Source organism: Frankia sp. AgB32 (genome assembly GCF_023243045.1).
GTDB lineage: Bacteria > Actinomycetota > Actinomycetes > Frankiales > Frankiaceae > Frankia.
The window spans coordinates 1-20,973 of record NZ_JALKFX010000083.1 but is presented as its reverse complement, the minus strand read 5'-3'; the positions used below and the strand labels follow the sequence as shown (position 1 = coordinate 20,973).

8 protein-coding genes, 1 tRNA gene and 2 pseudogenes are annotated in these 20,973 nt (G+C 72.8%); 2 read left to right on the top strand and 9 right to left on the bottom strand.

Annotation, left to right across the window (positions count from 1 at the left end; all coding sequences use genetic code 11):
* Positions 1-229 precede the first annotated feature (229 nt).
* The 7 genes from MXD60_RS20295 to MXD60_RS20265 form a co-directional block, all read right to left on the bottom strand.
* Positions 230-3,001 (bottom strand): FtsW/RodA/SpoVE family cell cycle protein, encoded by a 2,772-nt coding sequence (locus MXD60_RS20295; protein ID WP_248820912.1) that lies wholly within the window; start codon positions 2,999-3,001, stop codon positions 230-232.
* Positions 2,998-4,332 (bottom strand): hypothetical protein, encoded by a 1,335-nt coding sequence (locus MXD60_RS20290; RefSeq protein ID WP_248820911.1) that lies wholly within the window; start codon positions 4,330-4,332, stop codon positions 2,998-3,000. Before MXD60_RS20290 ends, MXD60_RS20295 begins: the two co-directional genes overlap by 4 nt.
* A gap of 9 nt (positions 4,333-4,341) precedes the next feature.
* Positions 4,342-5,445, bottom strand: coding sequence for a TRAFAC clade GTPase domain-containing protein (locus tag MXD60_RS20285; protein ID WP_248820910.1), 1,104 nt, complete (start codon positions 5,443-5,445; stop codon positions 4,342-4,344).
* A 5-nt stretch (positions 5,446-5,450) separates the two neighbouring features.
* Positions 5,451-6,584, bottom strand: coding sequence for a protein kinase family protein (locus MXD60_RS20280; RefSeq protein WP_248820909.1), 1,134 nt, complete (start codon positions 6,582-6,584; stop codon positions 5,451-5,453).
* A gap of 141 nt (positions 6,585-6,725) precedes the next feature.
* On the bottom strand, positions 6,726-9,635 hold the full coding sequence (locus MXD60_RS20275; protein WP_248820908.1) for a hypothetical protein: 2,910 nt from the start codon (positions 9,633-9,635) through the stop codon (positions 6,726-6,728).
* Positions 9,636-9,681: 46 nt separating this feature from the next.
* Positions 9,682-12,849 (bottom strand): tubulin-like doman-containing protein, encoded by a 3,168-nt coding sequence (locus MXD60_RS20270; protein WP_248820907.1) that lies wholly within the window; start codon positions 12,847-12,849, stop codon positions 9,682-9,684.
* Between the two features lie 89 nt (positions 12,850-12,938).
* Complete coding sequence (locus tag MXD60_RS20265) at positions 12,939-15,617, bottom strand: vWA domain-containing protein (RefSeq protein ID WP_248820906.1); 2,679 nt, start codon at positions 15,615-15,617, stop codon at positions 12,939-12,941.
* Between the two features lie 931 nt (positions 15,618-16,548).
* On the opposite strand from MXD60_RS20265, the gene MXD60_RS20260 reads away from it, so the two are divergent.
* Positions 16,549-16,621 (top strand) — tRNA-Arg (locus tag MXD60_RS20260).
* Positions 16,622-16,809: 188 nt separating this feature from the next.
* Here MXD60_RS20260 and MXD60_RS30000 read toward each other — a convergent pair.
* A pseudogene (locus MXD60_RS30000) lies at positions 16,810-16,977 on the bottom strand (site-specific integrase); the annotation flags it as partial.
* Between the two features lie 1,073 nt (positions 16,978-18,050).
* Here MXD60_RS30000 and mptB point away from each other — a divergent pair.
* Complete coding sequence (mptB, locus tag MXD60_RS20250) at positions 18,051-19,616, top strand: polyprenol phosphomannose-dependent alpha 1,6 mannosyltransferase MptB (RefSeq protein WP_248820904.1); 1,566 nt, start codon at positions 18,051-18,053, stop codon at positions 19,614-19,616.
* A gap of 356 nt (positions 19,617-19,972) precedes the next feature.
* Here mptB and MXD60_RS20245 read toward each other — a convergent pair.
* Positions 19,973-20,653, bottom strand: a pseudogene (locus MXD60_RS20245) (ISAs1 family transposase); the annotation flags it as partial.
* Positions 20,654-20,973 lie beyond the last annotated feature (320 nt).

Genomic DNA, 20,973 nt, shown 5'->3' with positions numbered 1-20,973 from the left:
CCCGGGCCCCCCGCCGGGGCGTCTGCCCGCGGCCGGGCGCCCCCCCCCCCCCGTGGCGGCCGCGCCTGTCTCCCCCGCCCCCGCCGCCGGGCGGCGGCGAGGGCTGCGCGGGCCCCACGGGTTGGCTCATCGGCGGCCGGCCCGGCCGGATGGCAGCAAGCGTAGAACGTGTCTCATCGGTTCTCCCCGACCACACCAGCGGCCGTTCCGCGGGCGAAGGGACATATGGCTAGCGTTCCAGCGCCTGGACTACCTCGTCCGCTACCGTCCCGGCCTTCGCAGTGGCGGCGCCGCCCCTGCCCGGGTTCACGTAACCGACCACCACGACCTGATCCGACCCGCGGGATGCTGCCCGGACCGCCCACGCGCCGCGGTCCTTCCCGGCCGCGGGGCCCTCCTTCTCCTTCGCGGAGCTCCCGAGATCCACACGGCCCGTCAGGCCCGTGGTCGGCACCGACTTCGGCTCAGGCGGGCCACCCAGGACATGCGGCACCGGCGCAGTGCCGTCGCCGCGGACGAGCGCGCCGTACGCGACCGCCAGCTGCATCGGGCTTGCCTGGACGCACTGTGCTCCAGCGCAGGTCCCGGCTGCGGCCACGCCGAGATCGTCGGCGTCCGACGGGTGGTTCACCAGCACCTTCTCGTCCCGCAGTTCGGCTCCTGCCGCCCCGGTCAGACCGAGCTGTCCTTTCAGCACGGTCAGCAGGGCCTTCAGGCCGGTCTGCTGCCTGTTGGGGTCGGCGAGCACGGCATCCACCAGCTTCTGGGCGCAGGACCCGGTCGTGGTGTACCGCGGACCGTCCGCGCTGAGCGGGGAGTCGGGGTCGAAGGCGACACAGTCCGTGTTGCCGTCCCGGAAGTCGCCTTTGATCTTCTCGTTGAGCGCGATCAGCAGGCCGGCGAACTTGATGTCGGTCGCCTCGGGGTTGTCGCGCAGCTCGCGAAGCAGATCCGGCGCGAAGGGTTGCCTCGATGCCGTCTGAGGCTGCTCGTCCTTCCCCAGCTCCTCGCGACGCAGGACGGTGAGCACGGCCTGTTTGGTATCCGGGTTCGCGTTGAGGGCGGCGGCGAGCAGCGGCCGGACGAGGTCGCCGGTCGGCTCGGCGGTCCACCAGCCGGTGTCGGACGTGGTGGCGAGGACGAGGACGCGCCCGCGGCGTGCGTCGATCGCGACGACGGAACCGGTCGCACCCTGGCCGAGGCCCCCGATCGCCCCGGCAGCGGCGTTCTGCGCCTTGGGGTTCAGGTAGACCGTGGCGCCGGCCGCGCAGCCCGGACCCAGCCGGGTGCCGGGCGCGTCGCGGGACGGCCGGGCCGGACAACGCGCGCCTCCGTCCGCCACGTCGTTCAACGCGTTCCTGGTGGCGGCGTCGACGCCGATCACCCTCGGCCAGGTCAGCGACGCGCGCGGTCGTCTGCCGTCGGCGGCCGCCACCGCGAGGGCATCCTGCGCGTCCAGGCTGCGGCGCTTGACGCCGGCGGTGAGGGTCGCCTGCAGCACCAGGCCGATCACCACCAGGGCGCAGACGGCGGCGGCCAGCGGCCGGACCCAGACCGGCAGGTCCAGGCGGGCGCGGGCCGGCGGCGGCCCGGACGACCGGTGCACCTCGGCACGGCCGGCCGCACCGACGAGCGCACCCACCGTCCACAACAGCACGACGAGGCCGACCTCGTCGGGGGCGATGCCGGGCAGAGCCGCGTCGATGTTGAGCGCGGGCCACACCAGCGGCACCACCGGCAGGGCAAGCGTCACCACGGTGACGGCCGCGAGGGCGCGGGCGAACGCGCCGACGCTGTCCTCGGCGCGCGCCGCGAGTCGCACGCAGAGCAGCCCGACCGCCGCCACGGCGACGCCGGCCAGGACAAGACCGACCAGGCCGAGCTCCTCGGCGAGAACGCTCAGCGCGTAGCGGTTCTGGGTCGCGCCCGGCGTCGCGTAGGACTCCACCAGACCGGCGCCCGGGCCGCTGCCGAACGTCCCGCCCCGCGCCAGTGCGAGCGCCGCCGACCGGGCGTCCGCATGCGCCCCGCTGGCATAGGGGCTGTGCAGCAGTCCCCCGCGCACCTCCCGGCTGAGCAGGTACGCGCCGAGCGTCACGGCGCCGCCGATCACCGACACCCGCCAGTTCGGCGTCAGCGCCACCACGAGCACCGCGAGCCCCGCCAGCGCGGCGATCACCTGGGTCGGCCGGGCCGGGTCGAGGGCGAGGGCGAGGATCAGTCCGAGGCCCGAGAGGATGACAGTGAGCTGCCGGTCCAGAAACCGCATGTCCCCGGCGCCGAGGCTGTCGTCGCGCTCGACCGGGCCGTCGCGGGCCTCCACCATCGCGAACGACGCGACCAGCAGCGGCGCCACCAGCGCGGCGGGCCGGATGTCCGCCCCCCAGGACAGGTGGAATCGTGGGGCGACGACGGCGAGAAGAAAAACCGCGAAGGTCGTCACCAGCACCGCGGCGCCCACCGGCTGGATCCTCGCCGCCCTGTGGTCGTCCAGCTCCTCGCTGATCAGAATGCCCGCCGGGACCGTGCGCACGAGGTGGGCCAGCGCGACGAGACCGACGGTGCCGACGGCGAGCGCCGCGGTCAGGCAGGTGAGCGGGCGCCCGGAGCCGCCCGGCCCGCCCGCGAACCGCAGCCGGACCAGCACACCGAACGCCACCAGCAGGTAGACGAAGCCAACCAGCCGCACCGCGAGCCGCCCAAGCTCCCCCACGCCGCCGTCGGGCGCGGGCCGTCCGTCACCGACAGCCGCGACCGCCAGCATCGCGATCCAGCCGGCCAGACCGATGATCAGCACGACCAGCACCGACCGGGGCAGGTCCAGATCCGGACGGTGCAGCCGCAGGCCCGCGACCAGCAGCCAGGTGAGCGCGGCCGGGCAGAGCGCGAAGAGCCCGGTGATGGCTGCCGTGGCGGCCAGCGGCGTCCTGGCTGGGCGCACGTCGACCGCGGCCAGCGCGGCCGCGGGCGCGGCGGCGCCGCTCGCAGGCCCCGCGTTCACAGCGTGTCGCCGACGGTCGCCAGCACCACCAGGGCGAGGAAGAGCGCGACGACGATCGCCAGCCACCACCACACGCCGGGGTCCACCCCCGGGGGCGGTACCGGCAGCGGGCCCGGCCGGAGCTGGAGATCGTTCACGAGGTCGGTGCCGAGGGCCGCGCCGCCGCGAGGCCCCTGCTCGGCGGTCGCCCGCTCGCGCAGGCGCAGCTCCAACTGCTCCACCCGCGCCCGCGCCTGCTCGAGCGAGCTGTCGAGCGCGGCACGGTGCCGCTCGGTGCGTTCCCACTGCCGCTGGGTTTCGGCGCCGGCCGCGCGCAGGTCGCTGACCACCGCCTCCGTCTCGACGTTCTTCGCCCGTTCCGCCGCGAGTTCGTCCTCCGCCTCCTCGCGACGCGCGTGCGCCCCGCGAAGCTCCGCTTCCAGCTCGTTCCGCCGCGCGGCGGACTCGGCCCGCAGCCGTTCCGTCTCGGCCCGCACGATCCGATACGTCTCAGAGCCGGGCGCTCCGGCCCGGGCCCAGGCCAGCAGGCTGGCCCGGTCCTGCACCCGGGCCTCTCGGCGGCTCTCCTGCCAGGACAGCAGATCCGGTGCGGCGATGAACGCCCGGACCAGGTTCGCCGCCGGTCCGCGGTACTCCGACGCGTCGTCGTCCTTGCTCAGGTCGGCGTAGGTGGCGGAGGTGATGGCGTTGCCGGGCAGCATGAAGGTGACCCGGATCCCGGGCTTCTGCGCCTGCTCCCCGGTGGAGAAGGTCCAGTCCTCCGTGAGGTTGTTGCCGAGGACCTCGCGGGCGCCGGTCAGCAACAGGACGGGGTCCGCCTGGTGGCCGACGACGGCGAGCCGGCCGGCATCGGCTCGCAGCAGCGCGTCGACGAGCCGCGTCAGTCCCGCCTCCAGGCCTGGCTTGCGAGCCTCGTCCTTCAGCCTGTTGTACCGATCCGCCGCGATGCGCTTCAGTTCGAGCCAGGGCAGGGGCGCGAGCTGGCCGTCCGGGCCGGGCTGGAACCAGTCAGGCCAGTCCGCCAGCCCCAACGCGGCCCCGGCAATCAGCTCCGGGGAGATCAGAACGTGCGCCGCGGCGGCGAGCCGGCCCGAGCCGGTGTCCGGCACCCGCCGGATGACCATGTTCCGGCGGTGCGGATCATCCGGGATCTGGGCGAAGCACAGGGTTGGCCCGGCGGACACGTCCCCCGGGCGGTAAAGGGCGTCGGCGAGCGCGATGAACCGGCTGGAGAGCACGGCCTGGTCGTCGGCGGCGAGCGTCAGGGCAACCGGCCTGAACGCGCGCTCCACCGGGTCGTACCGCAGGTGAACCTGATCGACGGTGTCCATCTGTTTGCGCTAGCCCCCCCGCACATGCTGCGAGTCGATCTTCCCGAGTGCGTCCAGCAGCGCCACCAGCGGCTCCAGGACCCGGCGCGGCCGCGCCGGCCGGGCAAAGCGGCCGACGTCCTCGCTGCGGCCCGCCGGCAGGTAGGACGAGCCGCTGGCCGAGACGAAATGCAGCGAGCACTGCCGGAAGTGGTCCACCGGCGCCAGCCACGCGGTGGCCTGACGGTGGTGGAGGTACGCGTACGCGTCCCGGCTCTCCCGCTCCCGGAGATCCCGGTCGACGAGGTTCGGCGCCGGTTGGCCCAGCCACTGGTCGACGGGTTGCTCGAAGCGCAGCAGATCCGACTTGGTGATCGCCACCGCCGACGGGATCTGCAGCCAGCGGCTGCGGGTCTGCGACTGCTGGAACCGCAGCCCGGCGATCGTGGCGGTGTAGGTCGGGTCGTCCAGACTGCCCTGCCCGCCGTGAGCGCTCGCGCCGTCGCCGCCCACCAGCGTGGGGTCGGCCACGAAGATCAGCCCGTCGACGCGGTGCAGGAAGCGCAGCGCCATGGCGTCGTCGAGCAGGCCCTTGAGCTGCTCGCCGGCGGCGTCGAAGAAGACCAGCGGGAAGCTGCTCGACTCGGTCGTCAGCAGGACCGCGTCCGTGTAGGTCACCAGCTCGACAAGCTGCGTGTGCGGCGGCGCGATGCCCTTTCCGTAGAAGGGATCCACCACGTGCGAGCGGTAGGCGGCGTGTTCGGTCAGGTCGACCGGAACCGTGCGCAGACCGCGTGGGGCCAGGCGGTACCGGTCGATCTCGCCGGACATCGCGGCCAGCAGGCAGGTCTTGCCCGCGTTGGAGGCGCCGACGAAACCGATCACGACAGGCCGGTCGTGCAGGACGAAGTCCACCGGGAAGTAGTGAGGGTCCCCGCCTATCTCGTTCGGGCAGCGAATCAGAGTGCCGCGTGCCTCGGCCGGCCACCTCGGGCTTTCCCGCGGCGGCAGGGTCACCAGTCGTGGGAAGCCCTCCGCGTTGCGGCGGTACGCCTCCACGTGATCCCAGCGGAACTCCTCCAGGCAGATCACGCAGGTATGCGACGCCTGGTCGCCGCTGGCCGGGTCGGTCATGGCGGTCACCGTCCTCTGCGCTTGGTCTGCCGATAGGGCTGTGGCGGGCGCGGCGGGGGATGCGAATCCGACCTGGGCTGCCCGGACGCCGCCGACGGCCTGGCCCCGGCGGCTGAGGGCCCACCGGACGGCGTCGGCGGATCCCGGCGCGGTGCCGAGTCACCGCCGGTCCACCGCGGCGGTTCCGGGTCGTCCCGCGGCCGGTGCACCAGCGCCCTGCGCGCGGCAGTCAGGCGGTCGTAGGCGCCCCGGCCCTCGGCGAGATGGTCGTTGTCCGGCCGGGGGAGGTGGTCCGGGGAGACCTCATGGCCGATCCGGCGCAGGAGCTCCGCCGCGTCCGGTCGCCCGTCCACCGGCTCGAAGACGCCGGCCAGGAGGCGGGCCAGCCACTGGTTTCCGCTCGCGCCCACCTCGGGGCGCCGGTCCGGGCCCAGGCGCAGACCACCCGTGGCCACCCGAAGGACCGCGCAGCCCGCGCTGTAGAGGTCGTCGCGGGGGTCGAGGGACCCACCGCCGGTGATCTGCTCGGGCGACTCCCAGTCGCGGGGCGTGCGCTCCTGCTCCGTGCGGATCTGGGACAGCCTGGCGCGCTCGGCCGGGACCTGGCGCGCGTACTCGAACCGGTTGATCTGCACCATCCGGCTGCGCGAATCCCAGTGCACCGTGTTGTCGCGCAGTTGCCGGTGCACCACGCCGAGCCGGTCCAGCAGGAACAGCCCGCGGGCCAGGCTGGTGATGAACGCACGCAGGTCGTCCGGAGAGGACAGCGGGCCGGTGAGCGAGTCGAGCGGCGTGCCGTACTCCACGGTGACCGAGAACGGCTCGGCGCAGTCGACGTTGTAGCCGAGCAGCTGGGAGAGTTCCCACGGGTAGCGCGCGACTGGCAGTTCCCACGGGAGCTGCTGGTCGGCGTCGAACCGGCGGAGCATCCGCAGGCCGACGGCAATCGCGTTCTCCAGGGCGAACTCGGCGGGATCGCCGCCGATGGCGTAGCGGATCGCCAGCCGGTAGTCCCGGTAACTGCCGCGCCGGGTACGGAAGCGCTTGGTCTCCTCGGGCAGCCCGGGATCCATCTCGACGTCCCACACGACGTCGGAGCCGTCGGGCCGGCGCACCGTCAGGCGCTCGACGTCACCCACCGCTGCCTCCGTTCAACCGCTGGACCCAGCCGAGCACGCACCGACGCAACAGCTCCACGGGGCCGGTCGGCAGCGTCCACCTGCCGGCGCCGAGAAGTCCCAGCCCGGCGACTGCGACGATAAAGATCAAAATCTGGAGAGTCACCAGAGTTCGCTCTCGTCGTCACGTTGTGCCGGACGGGGTGCGGTGGGCGGGACGGGACGGTGGGCGGCGGGCAACGGGCCGGCCAGCGTGGGGCCACCGTCGTCGTCGCCGGCAGGCTCCGGCGCGCGGGTCGGCTTCGACATGGCCGTGGGCAGCGCGCCGGTGGGCAGGCTGACTGTGGGTGGTACGGCCGCGGGCAGCGTCGCCGCATCGGGGCCAGGTTCGTCGGCGGCTACCGGCGCGGGCTGGGCGTGCGCCGGCGACTCGTCGTCCTTCGGCCCGGCCGGCTGTTCCGGCAGGTCGGGCGAGCCCGCGGTGGCGGACTCACCCGGCGCCGGCGCGGCTGGCGCGGCTGGCGCGGCTGGCTCCGGGATGAAGGCCGGCTCCGCGGGAGCTGGCGACGGTGCTGCTACCGACGGTGCTGCTACCGACGGTGCTGCCGGCCGAGGTCCTGCCGGCCGAGGTCCTGCCGGCCGAGGTCCTGCCGGCGGAGGTGCGCTGGCAGGCGGGGGCGGACTCGACTCGTCGGCGGGCCGGGTGGGGGGTTCGGCCCGCCGGGCCGAATCGGGGTTGAGCTGGGTCAGCCGGATCAGCCCCGCGATGGCCGGGCTGCCGGTCCCCTCGTCCCTGGTCGCGTCGGCGATGCGCGGGACGAACCGCACGAACAGGGCCGCGTCCGGACTCTGGTCCAGCAGCTGCAGGTCCTCCTCGTTGGTCAGCTGCAGCAGGTTGGGGTGACTCCCGGTGGCCTGGCGCAGCCGGGTCAGCTCGGTGGAGCCGAGCCAGACCTTGCGGGCGAGCTCGGTGCGTCGACGCGGATCCACCTCGAACGGCGGCCCGGCGAGCGGTCCGCGCCGCTCCAGGTGCTCGTGGTAGGCGGCGAGGTGGCGCCGGAGTGTCTCGCGCACGTCGCGGGCGATGTCGTCGCCCCGTTCCCGCGCGATCTCCTCACCGCGGGCGTTGAGCACCGTCCGGATAGCCGCGCCGACGTCGTCGGTCACGATCTCGGCGAGAGCGCCGCGGTTGGCGTGCAGCTGCTGGCCGATCAGTCGGCTGACGCCGAGCGTCTCGCCGCCGGTCCCGCCCGCCGGCGGGCCGCTGGCACTGGCGGGATTGCGGCCCGGCATCGCGCCGGCGCCGGTGGGCTGGCCGAAGCCGCCGGGGTGGACCGGTGTCGGCCGCAGCTCGGCGAGGGTCGCCGCGGCCGCGTCGACCGCGGTGGCGAGCGCGCTGGCGAGTCGTGCCGCGCCCAGGCGCTGGTCGGCCAGCACCCATTCGTTGAGGGCGACCATGCGTAGCAGCTCGCCGAGTTCGACGATGGCGCGTTCGGCCGCGTCCAGGCGAAGCGTTCGCCGCCACGTGCTGACCGACCAGCGCCACCACAGCCACGGTGCCCCGGACAGCACCCAGCCAACCAGCAGCAACGGCACTGCGACGGGCCACCCGGGCGACCCGCCGCCGGCGCCGACAGCGACCCCGGCCAGCCCGCCGGCCAGGGCGAGCAGCCAGTACCAGACCAGCTGGCCGCGGGACATGTCCCGCGGGTCCGGCGAGGTCTTCGGATGGGGTATGGGCCGGCGGCGGTAGAGCGCGGCCGTCAGCCACACGGTGATCGCGACCGCGACCGCCGCGCCGAGCACCCCCCACGGAAACCGGAGCCCGGCGAGGAACGCGCCGACGAACGCCGACGGGAGGATGCCCAGGTTCAGCCAGACGGGGAACACGGGAGGGTTGGTGAGGGTCTCGAAAAGCTGGTCGGGGCAGATCTCGCTGACCCGGTGCGCGTACGGCCCGCTGCCGGCCGGGGTGGCCCGGCCGGCCAGCGCCCGCAGGCGCTGCGCGATGCCGCCGAGCGGTTCGCGCGCGGTCAGCGACACATCGGTCTGGCGGCGCAGCGCGGCGCGTACCTCGCCGGCCTCCGCCGCCGGTACCGGGACGACCGTGACGCCGAGGGTGGCCAGGGCGTGCCGCTGCCGCGCGTCGATCCCGTCCTGGCCGCCGATGCCGTCCAGGGCACCGGCCAGGCCGCGGGCGAGCGTCCCCAACTGACTGCCCGCCTGGGCCAGCTCGCCGCAGACCAGTTCACCGACGGGCACGAGGCCGCCGCCCGGCGCCGGGCGTTTGCGGGCGAACGGTTCCTCGCGCAGTGCCGCGATCAGGGCGCCGGCCTCCGCCAGATGCCGTCTCGCCTCGACAGCGGCCTGCGGAAGCAGGCCCCGCGGATCGATGACGCTGCCGATGCCGGCGGCCTCCGGCGTCGCGGCGCCGGCGAGCAGATGGTCGATCTTGACAGCCTCGTCCGGCAGGGGCGCGCCGCTGCCGCCGCCGGCATCCTGGGCGAAATGGCCGAAGGCGTGGCCGGCCGCCTCGTCGAGGACGGCCCGGTCGACCCGGCCGAGCAGGAGATGGATCGCCGGGGTCGCGGCCTGGTGGTTGCAGGAGCGCAGGATCTCGCGCACCCGGGAGAAGACACTCGGAATGGCCAGCGCGTCCAGCAGGCCGGCGAGGTTCACCGGTCCGTCCTCGTCCGCGCCCAGCGCCCGCCCCGGCAGGCCGGGCGTCCACCGGAACCCGCGCACATCCCCCGCCCACAGCACCGGCAGTTCGGCGATGGGCGGCAGCAGCAACCGGCCACCGCCGGGCTGCGGGCCGACGGCGAGGAGCAGCAGCTCCGACACCGAGGAGCCGCCGGCCAGCCGGACGAGGAGCTGGCGGTGTTCGGCCAGCCTGGCTGTCTCGGCGACGACGAGGACCCGGCCGGTGTCGGCACCTCGTCGACCCAGCCTGCTGGCGTACTCCCGTTGGATCGCGCCGATCGTCGTGGCGTCCAGCTCCTGCGCCGGCTGCCCGCGCAGGTCGACCAGCACGACGAGGGCGTCCTCGTCGATGTCGCGAGTTGCGTCCATGCCGAAGCCCCCGTAACGAGTTCCGTCAGTCATCCTCGGCCGGCCCTCACCGCGCGCCGGTCACGTACGCATAGAGATCGCGCAGATTGCCGCGGATCGCGTCGTCGTCGGGAAACGGCAGGTCCAGGGCGGCGGAGACGGTCGACGTCCAGAACTCGAGGAGCTGGTCGAGCCGGCCGCGGCTGGCGGCCGGCAGGCCCTCCCGGACCTTCATGATCTGCTCGGCCTCGCTGCCGGCCACGTCGATGAAGGCGTCGAAGACCTCGGCCGGCGCCACCGGCTCCGCGGTGTGCCCCGCCGGGCGGATCGTGCGCAGGCTGCGGGTGAAGGCCCGGCGGGCCTCGTCGTCGTCCTCGACGATCGCCTGCTCGTAGGCACGCAGCAGCGATCCCCACGACGATGTCTGCCCGACCCGGCGCAGGGGCAGGTACATCGACTGCGCCTCGTCGTAGTCGACCGCCCGGACGAGCACCGACTCGGGCGACTCCAGTGAGCCGGTGACCGTCACCTGCCCGTTCCACATCGCGCACAGCAGCCGGTGCAGGATGACCTTCCGGTTGTCCTCGGTCATCGCGAGCCAGCCGAAGTTGTAGCCCAGCCGCTGGCGCCAGCGCAGGTAGTCCGCCGGGTCGTTGTGCACCAGCGCCTGCGACCAGAACCGCAGCAGCTCGCGGACCTCCCGCACCTCGTTGACCGCCATCGACGTGCGGAACAGCACCACCACGATCGAATCGGGCTGGCCGGCCCGGAACTCGGGCAGCGTGCCCTGGTCGACCGGCAACGCCAGCTCGCGGCGCAGGCAGGACTGGACCTCGCCGTCGGGTACCTGCTTGACGGTCGGATGCGCGATGAGGACCTTGAGCTGGCCGGAACCGTCCGGGCTGAACCCGCCGGGCAGCAGTGCGCGCAGCTGGTCGTGGAACTTCCGCAGGTCCAGCGGGTCGACGTCGGGAGCCGCGCTGCTCGCGGCCCGCGCCAGCAACCGCCCCATCGACGGCAGCAGCGGCACGCTGCCGCCCTCCGCCTCGGCGAACAGCGATCGGACCTGCTGCTTGAGCCGGTCCCGCAGGCTCGCGACCGCGCGCTGCGGCTGGCCCCGCTCGCTGATCTCCTCGAAGGCCCGCTGCCAGTCATCGCCGCGCAGCAGCACCCGCAGCACGTCGGCCTCGGTGGCACCCTCGGGATGGCCGCCGCGTTGCAGGAAGGCCCGCAGGACACTGCGGTAGAACACGTCCAGGTTGCCGCCGGCGGGCAGGAGCTGACGGATGCCGGTGCGGTCCTGGCTCAGCGCCGCCGTGCGCCGGTCGAACTCATCCGGCTCGGCGCGGCCGAACACCCGCAGCGCCTCGGCGAAATCGTTGACGTATCCGGTCGCCGTGTTCATCTTCGGCTGCCAGACCCGCGACTGCCGGCCCCATGCCTCGTGCCACAGCCGCCAGGTGTTCCACCGGTGCCAGCGCTGCAGCGTCGCCAGCGCCTGCTGGACGTTCGGGTCGCCCCACTTGGCCTTGTGGGTCAGCCGGTTGCGCACGTCCGGCAGCACCGGCGCCGCGGCGGTGACCCCGGGGGCGTTCGGCGGCTGCGACGGCGCGTTGCGGCGGGCCTCCAGCAGGCCGATCAGCCCCGTGATGTCGTTCGGGTTCAGCAGCTCCGGGTGGCCGCGGATGACTCGCTGCAGGCGGAAGACATCGGTCTCGCCCAGCATCACCTTCACCGCCTCGACCGGCTGGAAACGCTGGCCGGCGAGCTCCTGCACCTGACTCGAGAGCTGGTTGGCGTGCGCGCGCAGGACCGCGCCGATGCTGTCGGAGTAGTCGGTCAGCGAACGCCTGATCTCCGCGGCGCCGTCGACGGCCCGGGGCGGCCCGACCGGCAGGTCCGACCGTTCGAGAAGATCACCGAGGTCCGCGGCCCGAGCCATCCGGCCGATCAGCGGGACGTTCTGTTCGTTGCCACCGGAGCCCGGCATGTCGAGCAGCGGGACGGCCCGGGCCAGCAGCCGGCCGGCGACCAGTTCGGCGAGGTCGTCACCGGGGACGGTGAGCGAGGCCACCAGGGCCGTCGAGACACCGCGATGACCGATGCCCGAGTCCGCCGCGGTGTTACGGGTCGCCGCACTGTTGATGAAGGAGTCGGCGAACGACTGGAACGACTGGCCGATCACCGCCGCGTGCCCCGCCTGCTGCTCCGAGGTGATCAGCGACAGCACCAGCGACGCGATCGAGCGATGGATGTCGTCCTTGTCCATCCCGGGCGTCCGGGAGAACAGGAATCCGGTCTGCACCGTGCCCGGCGCGATCTGGATCTTCCGCCCCGGATAGGCGATATCGATCGGGCGGCCGATGTTGTCGGAGTGGCCGAGCACCCGCCGGGCCTTGCGGGCGTTCTGGTCATCGACGAGCCGGAACAGGTCGAGCAGGGCTCGGCCGGCGTTGAGCTGGGCCGAACGACCCCCGCCCCGGCCCTCGTCGAAGGCGCTCGGCATCAGAACGATCGGGTAGATCTGCGCACCGATACCGGCCCGGTCGAAGGCGTCCGCGATCAGATGCAGGTAGTCGTAGAAGATGCCGGCCCCGGTGCCGCCGGCGACGGAGAAGGCGACGAACACGTCGCAGGAACGGTTCGACTTGCCGCCGAGCACGCCCAGCTCGGCGCCGGCCCGGCTCACCGCGTCGATCGCCTCCCGCAGCGGCTGCTGACCAGGGCCGACGTCCTCGCGCACCGTCTCGAACAGCGCGGCCCGACCGACCGTCGGCAGTTGCCCCGCGCCTCGGGTGATCGGCGCGACCAGCGGCTCGTCGTGGGTCGGCGGCAGCCAGGACTGGACGAACTCGCCGGCGGTCATCCGCAGGTTCCCAGCCACCTGCGCATACGTCTGGAACCTCGGTACCAGCCCGCGGACCAGGTGCGCGTTGCGCGCCGCGGCCTGGTGGTGGACCGGCGCGGGCACGGTCGACCCGTGGATGCGGTCCAGCTCCGCCTCGTTCAGGTCGGCGTAGACGAACTGCAGGCAGCCCGGCAGTTGGAAGGGCAGGTAGCCGGAGTTGCCGTGTACACCCATCCGCTCGGCGAACGCCCGACCATCCGGACCGCACAGCGCCTGCCGGAGCCGGCGCTCCAGCTCGGTCCCGATCGCACAGCCGGTTCCGCCAAGCCCCACGTAGAGCAGCGGCTGGTAGATGTTCAGCCCGAAGGCGCTGTCCGGTGTCGGCATTGGTTTCCCGATTCGTGATCTGGGGCCGGATGCTGGTACGTGGTCGGCTCGCCGCCGGCCCGGTCGCCGCCGGCGGGGCCGGGTGCTCGTCAGAGCTGGGGACTGCCCCAGTCGTCGCCCCACGGGTCGCTGGACGGTGACGTCCGCGGCGGCACCCCGCGCTGCAGGGTCGGCGCCTCCGACAGCGTTGGAGAGTCCGCCTCCGCGCCGCCGTTCCCGCCGCCCGCGCCGTGGTCGTTCCCGCCGGGGTGCGGGCCGAGGTGCGGGCCGGGGTGCGGGCCGGGGTTCGAGTAGCCGCCGAACGGGTCACGGCCACCGGGCTGCGTCGCGAACGGGTCGACGGTCTGCGTGTCCGCGCCGAACGGATCCTGCGCCAGGCCGCCGAACCCGTTGCCGGCTCCGGCTGGGGAGCCGCCCGCCCACGGGTCGGTGCTGTCCGGCCGGCCCAGGTCGGTCGGGTGGTGCAGACGCCGGTCGTCCACCCACAGCGCCACCCCGGAACCCACCGGGATCCGGGTGCCCGGCGGATCGGTGCGCGTCTGGCCGGTCGGCGTCGTCACCGCGAGCTGGCCGTGCTTCGTCCGGCGGACGGTGTAGACGGCCGTGCCGTCACCCGGGTTCGCGAACTCCAGCGTGACAGGTCGACCAGGCTGGTCTCGCAGCACGAACCGGAAGACGCTCGACCGGTTCCGCGGCGCCGGCAGGTCCGCCGCCGTCACCCCACCGCGTGACGCGCAGGCCATCAACGCGGACACGTCGGCGGCACGCGCCCGGCGGGCCCGCAGCAGCAGCCAGCCGGCGACCAGCAGCGCCACCGCGGCGACCGCAAGGACCAGCAGGTACCAGTACTTCTCGGCGACGGGGGTCGGCGCCTTGAGGTCGAACGCCAGCAGCTTCTCCTCGAGCACCACGCCCGCGGCGGTACCGGCGGGGTCGACCAGCCGCACGATCCCGGAACGTCTGCCGTAGGCCGCGTCCGGCGCGACGGTCAGGTGCAGCGGGGCGCTGAACCCGCTCACCCCGGCGGGCACGGTCACGGAGGTGGGCGTGACCGACACCCCCGGCAGGCCCTGGAGCTGCACCCGCATCTCACGGGGCGATCCCTCGGGGTTGTCCGCCCGCAGCGTGGCGTCCAGGGACGTTCCCCGGTGCACGCTGCCCACTGCCGGCAGCTCAAGGGCCACTCCGCCGCTGCGCAGGCCCGGGATCCGGTAGTCCGCGGACTGCACGGTGCCGCGCAGTCCGCGGCCATGGACGCTGCCGGTCAACGTCAGCAACCCGGTCGCCGTCGAGGGCACCGTCACCACTCCGGTGAAGGTTCCATCGCCCGCCCTGGTGTCACCGCCCTGCCCGCTGTCCAACAGCGGCACCGGTACCGGGCTGAACCCATCGCCGCCCAGCTCCGCGTCGAAGGTCAGCTCCCGCAGCGCCTGCGGGTCGATCGGCGCGCCCCGGCTGGTGTGCAGCCGAACCTCCACCTTCGCCGGCTGTCCGGGCCTGGGCGAGGACGGCTCCATCCGGACCAGCGAGCTGAGCTGGCCAAACCAGGTGAGGTGGGCCTGCACCCGCTGCGGGCTGACACCCGCGGGCCAGGTGAAGGTCACCTTCCAGGTGCCCGGGTAGGGGTTGGCGACGAACAGTGACTCGGTGTCCTCGGCGCTCGCGGACACCGAGAAGGTCGAGCCGTCCCGGGCGCCGCGACCCGACATCTGGTTTCCCCGCGGATCGACATAGGCGACCTGGATCCGCGGGTCACGCTTGACCGCGTTGATGGTCGCGGTGGAGGCCGTTATCGGGATGTTCAGGGACAGCGTGACCGGTTTGCCCGGTCCACCGTCGTCCTCCCTGTTCTCGAAGTGCTGGCAGCTGGCGTTCGCCAGGGCCTGGTCGAGGGCTGTGCTGACGTCGGCGGCGGTCTGCGCGTAGGAGTAGGACGGCGCCGCGACCGGGACGCCCTCGCAGAACGGGTTGACGCCGGCGCCGAACGTGGCCAGCTTCCGCATCCAGTCCGCGTCGAGACCCCTGCCGAACCCGACCGGCCAGATCTGCGCGTCCAGCGCCTTCGCCCGGGCGGACACCGGCCCTTCGACCTCGGCCCGGGCCGCGTCGTTGCGCAGTTGCGCCATTACCACTGGATCTGACTGGCGGGCGCCGTATCGCGCCACGTTGTCCACCCGCAGACCGCCGTCGGTCAGCAGGAACACCAGATTGAAGAACGACTTGTCGTTGTGGGCATCGAGAATGTCCAGCGCCTTTGTCAGCGCGGCGCTGTGGTCGGTACCGTTACCCTCTTCCGGAGTGCGCTTGTGCAGTCGGGACAGACAGGTCCGAAAGTCGGTGCTGTTCACCGGGGCGAGCGGGCAGGCCTCGTCGGTGGCGCCATGGCGCTGGCTGCTCTTCTCCGGATAGTCGTCGGTACCGAAGCCGACCACGGCGACCTGAGAAGACGGATCCACCTGGCCGCTGGTGGCGATCAGGCTGGCGGCGTCTGCCTGCTGACGGACGTCCAGTGGGCCTTCGCTGCCTGACTCGTCGACGAGCACCACGGCATGCACCCGGGGCCGGCCGTCCGCGCCGATCGTGGCAGGAGTGCTTGCGCGGCCGGCCGGCGCTGCCGCCGCGGGTGCCGCCGTGGGAGCGACGGTGCCGACCGACTCCGGTGCGGCGAGAGCTGGCGCGCCACTGGCCACGGCCAGCACAAATATAAGCGCGGCGACGCCCAGGGCTCTGGGAAACCAGAGCCCTGCCGTAATGGCACGGCTAGGCATTTGTTGTAGCCTCCCCGGAGGGCTCACACGGCGCCTGACACCCCCTGCGTCAGGTCGCACTCGCGCCGCCATAAGCATCGCCGTTTACCCCGGGCCTGGCAATCAGGCGTCAGCAGTCCACGGATGGTATGCCGCAGCACCCCCGCAACATACACCGCTTTCAGCGTTCCCCGCGCGGCGGTCCGGCGCGTTCACCAGTCATCCATCCGGTGAACGCCGAGCCTGCTGTCGGCCGCCAACTGGCCCGCCGTTTTCGCTACCGACAGTAATAATCGATGATTGGGTGTTCCCTTCAACCAAACCGATGGCCACCCCCCGCCGAGCCCGGCCGCGCCCATTCCTGCTTACCGCGACGCGGCGTTCTACCAGGCACTTCGAACCAGCCACACCGACACGGGTCCAGCCGCCATGGCTGCGACATACCAGCGCGGCAGCACCTCGACCACCACACACCAGGCCGCCGAGTCGCTACATTCAGTGACAGCTCGTCGGGTAGCGGAACGATCCGGATCTTTCGTCGTCAACGGTCCATCAATCAAGCCGCGCGGCCTCGGCCACACAGCCGGCGATTCTGCGCGAGCCGCACCCCCGGCATGCGCGGGTTGCGCCCTTACCGCACGAACCGTCCCATCCCGTTCCACTCGGCGGCGACCGATGCGGATCCGGGCCACGGGGTCCGACCCGCCCGCGCAGCGCCGCCCCGCCGTGCGGGCCACGCCCCCGACGGCCGCCGCCGCCGTCGGGGGCGGTCCGACGGCCGACGCCGGGTCAGACCGCGGACACGCCTGCACAGCCGCCAGCTTCACGCCCCACACCGAAGCCGCGCCTGGCACGCATCGGACGAACTACGAGCGAGCCCGCCACATGCCCCGCGTGAGTCGCCTCGCCGGTGCTGTAAGCTGACACCGTCAGCCACTCCGGTGGCGGGCACGCGCTCGTAGCTCAACGGACAGAGCATCTGACTACGGATCAGAAGGTTGGGGGTTCGATTCCCTCCGAGCGCACTTTGTTTGACCTGCAGTTTTGACACTCTGTGACTTCCTGGTTCGATAGCTGGTGTGCGCGGGGTGTGCGCGGGCTTCGGGCTGCGGGGGACGAGCCGGGCGGCTCCCTCCGCAGCGCCCCGGGCCCGTTCGTCGAGGACCGAGGTGTACAGGTCCGCGGTCACCTCGTGCGAAGAGTGGCCGAGAGTCTCCTGGATGACCTTCAGGTCCGCTCCGCCGCCATGCATGAGGGTGGCGGCCACATGCCGGCCGTCGTGAAGACGGATCGGCGGCATCCCGGCTTGGACGATGAGGTCCTGGAACTCGGTGGAGACCGTGGCGGGGTGCAGCGGGACGCCGTCGAGGGTGGTGAACACCGGCCCCCTGCCGGGTCCCAGTCGAGTCCCAGGGCGCGGCGTTCATCGCGTTGGCGTTCCCGGTGGCGGTGGAACTCGTCGACGGTGAGGTCGTCGAGCACCACCTCGCGGATCCCCGCGTCGGTCTTGGGTCGGGTGCGCTGCACCTCCCAGCCGACCACGACGAGCTGCCACTGGATGAGGATTCTCTTGTGGTCGAGGTCGACGTCCGGCCAGAGCAGGCCGCAGGCCTCCCCGCGCCGAGGCCCCCGATAGACGATCAGGTGGTAAAGCCCGTAGAGCCGGTGATGGTAAATTTTGTCAAGGAACGTCCCGGCCTGCTCCGGGGTCCAGACCATGACGGGCCCGGGGCGCTGCCCGCTCTGGCGCCACAGCTCGACCCGGCCGGGTGTCCAGATCAGCGGCCGTGGCGGTTTGCCGGAGGGCAGTTCCACGTTCGCCGCGGCGTTCACGGTGATCTTTTCGCGGCGGACCGCAGTGGTCAGGGCGGAGCGCAGGGTGGCGCGAATCCGCAGCTTCGAGGAAGCGCCGACGGGACGACGGAAGGGTTCCATCGCGGCGAGTTCGTCGCGGACCTTCCGGCGAGCCGCGCGCCCCTGGGTGGCCGCGAGGCGACGGGTTGCCGCCCGGCAGGCGTCGTTCGCCGCGAGGATCTGCGCGTTGCGTTCGTCGATCACGTCGAACATCTCGTAGACGTGCGCCGGGGAGAGCCGGTCCAGACGTAGGTGTCCTAGGTTCGGGGCGAGGTAGAGATCGACCGGACTGCCAGAACGATCACTTCGGTGAGAACCGGAACCCGGCGAACTCCGAAACCGGGACGGCTGGTCGGACGTGCTGGCGACGGCGGCGCATCGCCTGATCATGCCGGCCGGCGGGGTGGACCGCAGCCCGTGCAACAGACCCGGAGGACCTGCGGATCGGCCCGCACGCCCGCCCGCGGAGGCCGCCGATGTCGGTACAGGCAGTGTTGCCCGGAGGTTCTCCGGATAGCCACCTTGATCAAATATTTCTATGTTTGTGCCGGTCCGGAGCAAGTCGCGCCCCCGGCGCCGTTGATGCATCCCACACGTCGCGTGAATTGGCGCGCCCGGGCGCCGTACGAGCTGATCGGGGTCGCGTGCCTCGGCATGGTGGGCGCCAGCCTGGTGACGGCCACCGGTGGGCGGCTGGCGCTGCAGCCGCGGGCCTACCCACCGACCTCCTGGGGTGGCCTGCTGGCCCCGGTGAGCCTTGACCGGACGTCAGTGCTCCCCGCTCTGCTGATCGGGGGAATATCGCTGACGCTGCTGGCCTGGGCGCGGGCCTGCGTCCTGGCCGGATCGCAGCGGCTTTCGCCGAAACAGGCCGCGGCGCTGCTCGCGCTGTGGGCGCTGCCGGTCGCGCTCGGCCCGCCCATCCTCAGCCTCGACGTCTACAGCTACGCGGCACACGGCATGATGCTCGCCTCCAGCCTGGACCCCTACAGCAACGCTCCAGCGGCACTGCCCGTCGACAGCCCCCAACTCGCGGCGGTCGACCCGCTGTGGCGGTTCGCGCAGGCACCCTACGGCCCGCTCGCGCTCGCCGTGTTCCACGGCGCACACGCGGTCGCCGGGGGCAGCCTGATCGGCGCCGTGGTACTGCTGCGCCTGCTGGCCCTGGTCGAGGTCGCACTGGTCGTCGTGGGCGTGCTCGCGCTCGCGCCACCCGGGCGCCGCGCCGAGACCCTGGTGCTGGCCGTGCTCAATCCCATCGTGCTCTTCCAGCTCCTCGGCGCCGTCCACCTGGAGACGCTCATGATGGCGCTGGTGGTGACCGGTCTGCTGGCGGTGAACAACGGCCGGCGGACGATCGGCCTCGTCCTGCTCGCTGCCGCGGCGGCCGTGAAGTGGCCCGCGGTGCTGGCGGTCGCCGCCGTCGTGCTCTGGCGCTTCGCCCCGCGGTCCGTCGCGTCCGATCCGCCGGCTTCCTTCCGCCGGCAGTTACCCGCCGCGCTGCGTGATGTCGGCGTGGTCCTCATCGCCACAGCCGGGTTCGTGGCGCTCGTCCCGGACGGGCTCGGATGGCTGCGCGTGGCCGGCACGCCCACGACGGTCCCGACCGGATACTCACCGACCAGCATCCTCGCGGACCTGGCGGGCCGACTCCTGCGCCTGGCCGGCGCCGAACCCGCGCCTGACGCTCTGTTGAAGGTCGCCCGAGTGATCGGCCTCGCGGCGTCGCTGGTGGTCATCGCCTGGCTGTTCGCCACGATCAGAAAGCGGACTGTGGCTGCCACGGCCGGCTGGGCGATGCTCACGCTCGCGATGCTCGGGCCGGTCCTGCACCCCTGGTATCTCGCGTGGGGCCTGATCCTCCTGGCGATCGCCCCGACATCCTGGCAGCGATACACCGTGCTGAGCGTGACCGCCGCCGGCTCGTTCCTCGCGCTCCAGCACTGCTCGCTGCTGCTGGCCGGCCATCCTGAGCTGTTGCGCTGGCTGCGGGCCCACGGATCCGCCGTGGCGGTCGGCGGCTACATCACGGCGGCAGGTCTCGTCATCGGCTTCAGCCCGCATGCGCCCTGGGCGGCGAGAGGACGGGCGGCCCGCGGCCACGACGACACGCCCCGCGGTCCGCACCCCGGCGAGCAGGAGCCGTCCCTTCCGCCGGCCGTCTGACGTTCGCCGCCCAGTCCGGCACCCGAGCTACGGTTGGGTGCCGTAAGCCATCCCGCTCATGGTCCGAAGGACATCTCACTTGACCGACACCCGCACTGCCATCACCGCTCTTCGTCGCTCGCACGAGCGGCTACGCGCACACGTCGAGCCGCTTGATGCCCAGGCGCTGCGCGGGCCCTCCTAGGGCGCGTATTTGGTCGCGATCAAGGGATGGTCCGCACGAAATCCTTGATCCAGATCATGGAGGTGCGGAGGTGGAGACCGGCGAGGTAGCTGCCCGGGGTCTTGTCGTAGCGGGTGGCGATGCCTCGCCAGGCCTCGACCGGGATGTCGGCCCAGGGCAGGGCCTTCATCCGGGCGTGGGCACGCGGCTGATTAGCCTTGATCACCGCAAGGTAGTGGGCTTTCTTCTCGGTCACGAGCCATTCCAGGTTCGCCCGCACGGTGTGCATCGCGTCCGCGGTGATGACGATCCCGGCCAGGTCGAGACGGTCGAGCAGGCGGCGGAACACGGTGGTCTCGTTGCTCTTCGCGTCGACCTCGACCTGGCCGACGAGCAGGCCCAGCCCATGGGTCGCGGCCCCGAGCAGGTGCACGAGCGACCCGTCGGCGCGCCGCGCGCCCCGGCTCGTCTTCCCGTCGACCGCCAGCCCCACGACCTGCCCCGCCACCGGCTGCCCGGTGGCGGGTGCGGTGCCCGCGGACGGGCCGGGGACCAGCCCGCCGACGGCGTCCGGTGCCAGCAGCGCGCTGACCAGCGCGTCCGAGTCGAGGGCCACCAGGAACCGGCGGATCGTCGCCTCGTCCGGGACCCGGAACCGTCCCGTCAGCGGGTGGCGTGGCAGCCGCAGCCGGGCCCGCTGCGCGGGGCTGGTGCGCGCCGCCCACTGAGCCACCGCGGAGACGCCGTCGTGCCCGGCCGCCGTCAACGCGCACAGCACGACCGCCACCAGGCACGGCAGCGGGTAAACCCTGCCCCGACGGGACCGCGGGTCAGGCACCTTCTCCAGCCGATCCCAGATTCCCGTGCGCAACACGCCGTCCGGGGCATACTCACGGAACCTCCGCAGACAGCTCCGGGTCGGACAGACGAGCCGACAGGCGGGCCGACAGGCGGGCCGGCCAGATGCACGCGGCGCGCATCAAGCGCCACATCCGCCGGCCGGCGTGGCCCGACGTCGGGTAGTCTGCACATCAGCGTCGGTGGGCTCACCTCCTCGGTCACGGCTGAGGTGGTTCAGGAGTTCGACTCTCCTGCGGTGCACGCCGGTTGAGGCAGGTCGGGGCCCCGCATCGTCCACACGATGCGGGGCCCCGATGTTTCCAGCGCCCCCCGCGGCCGGGGTCGTATTAACAA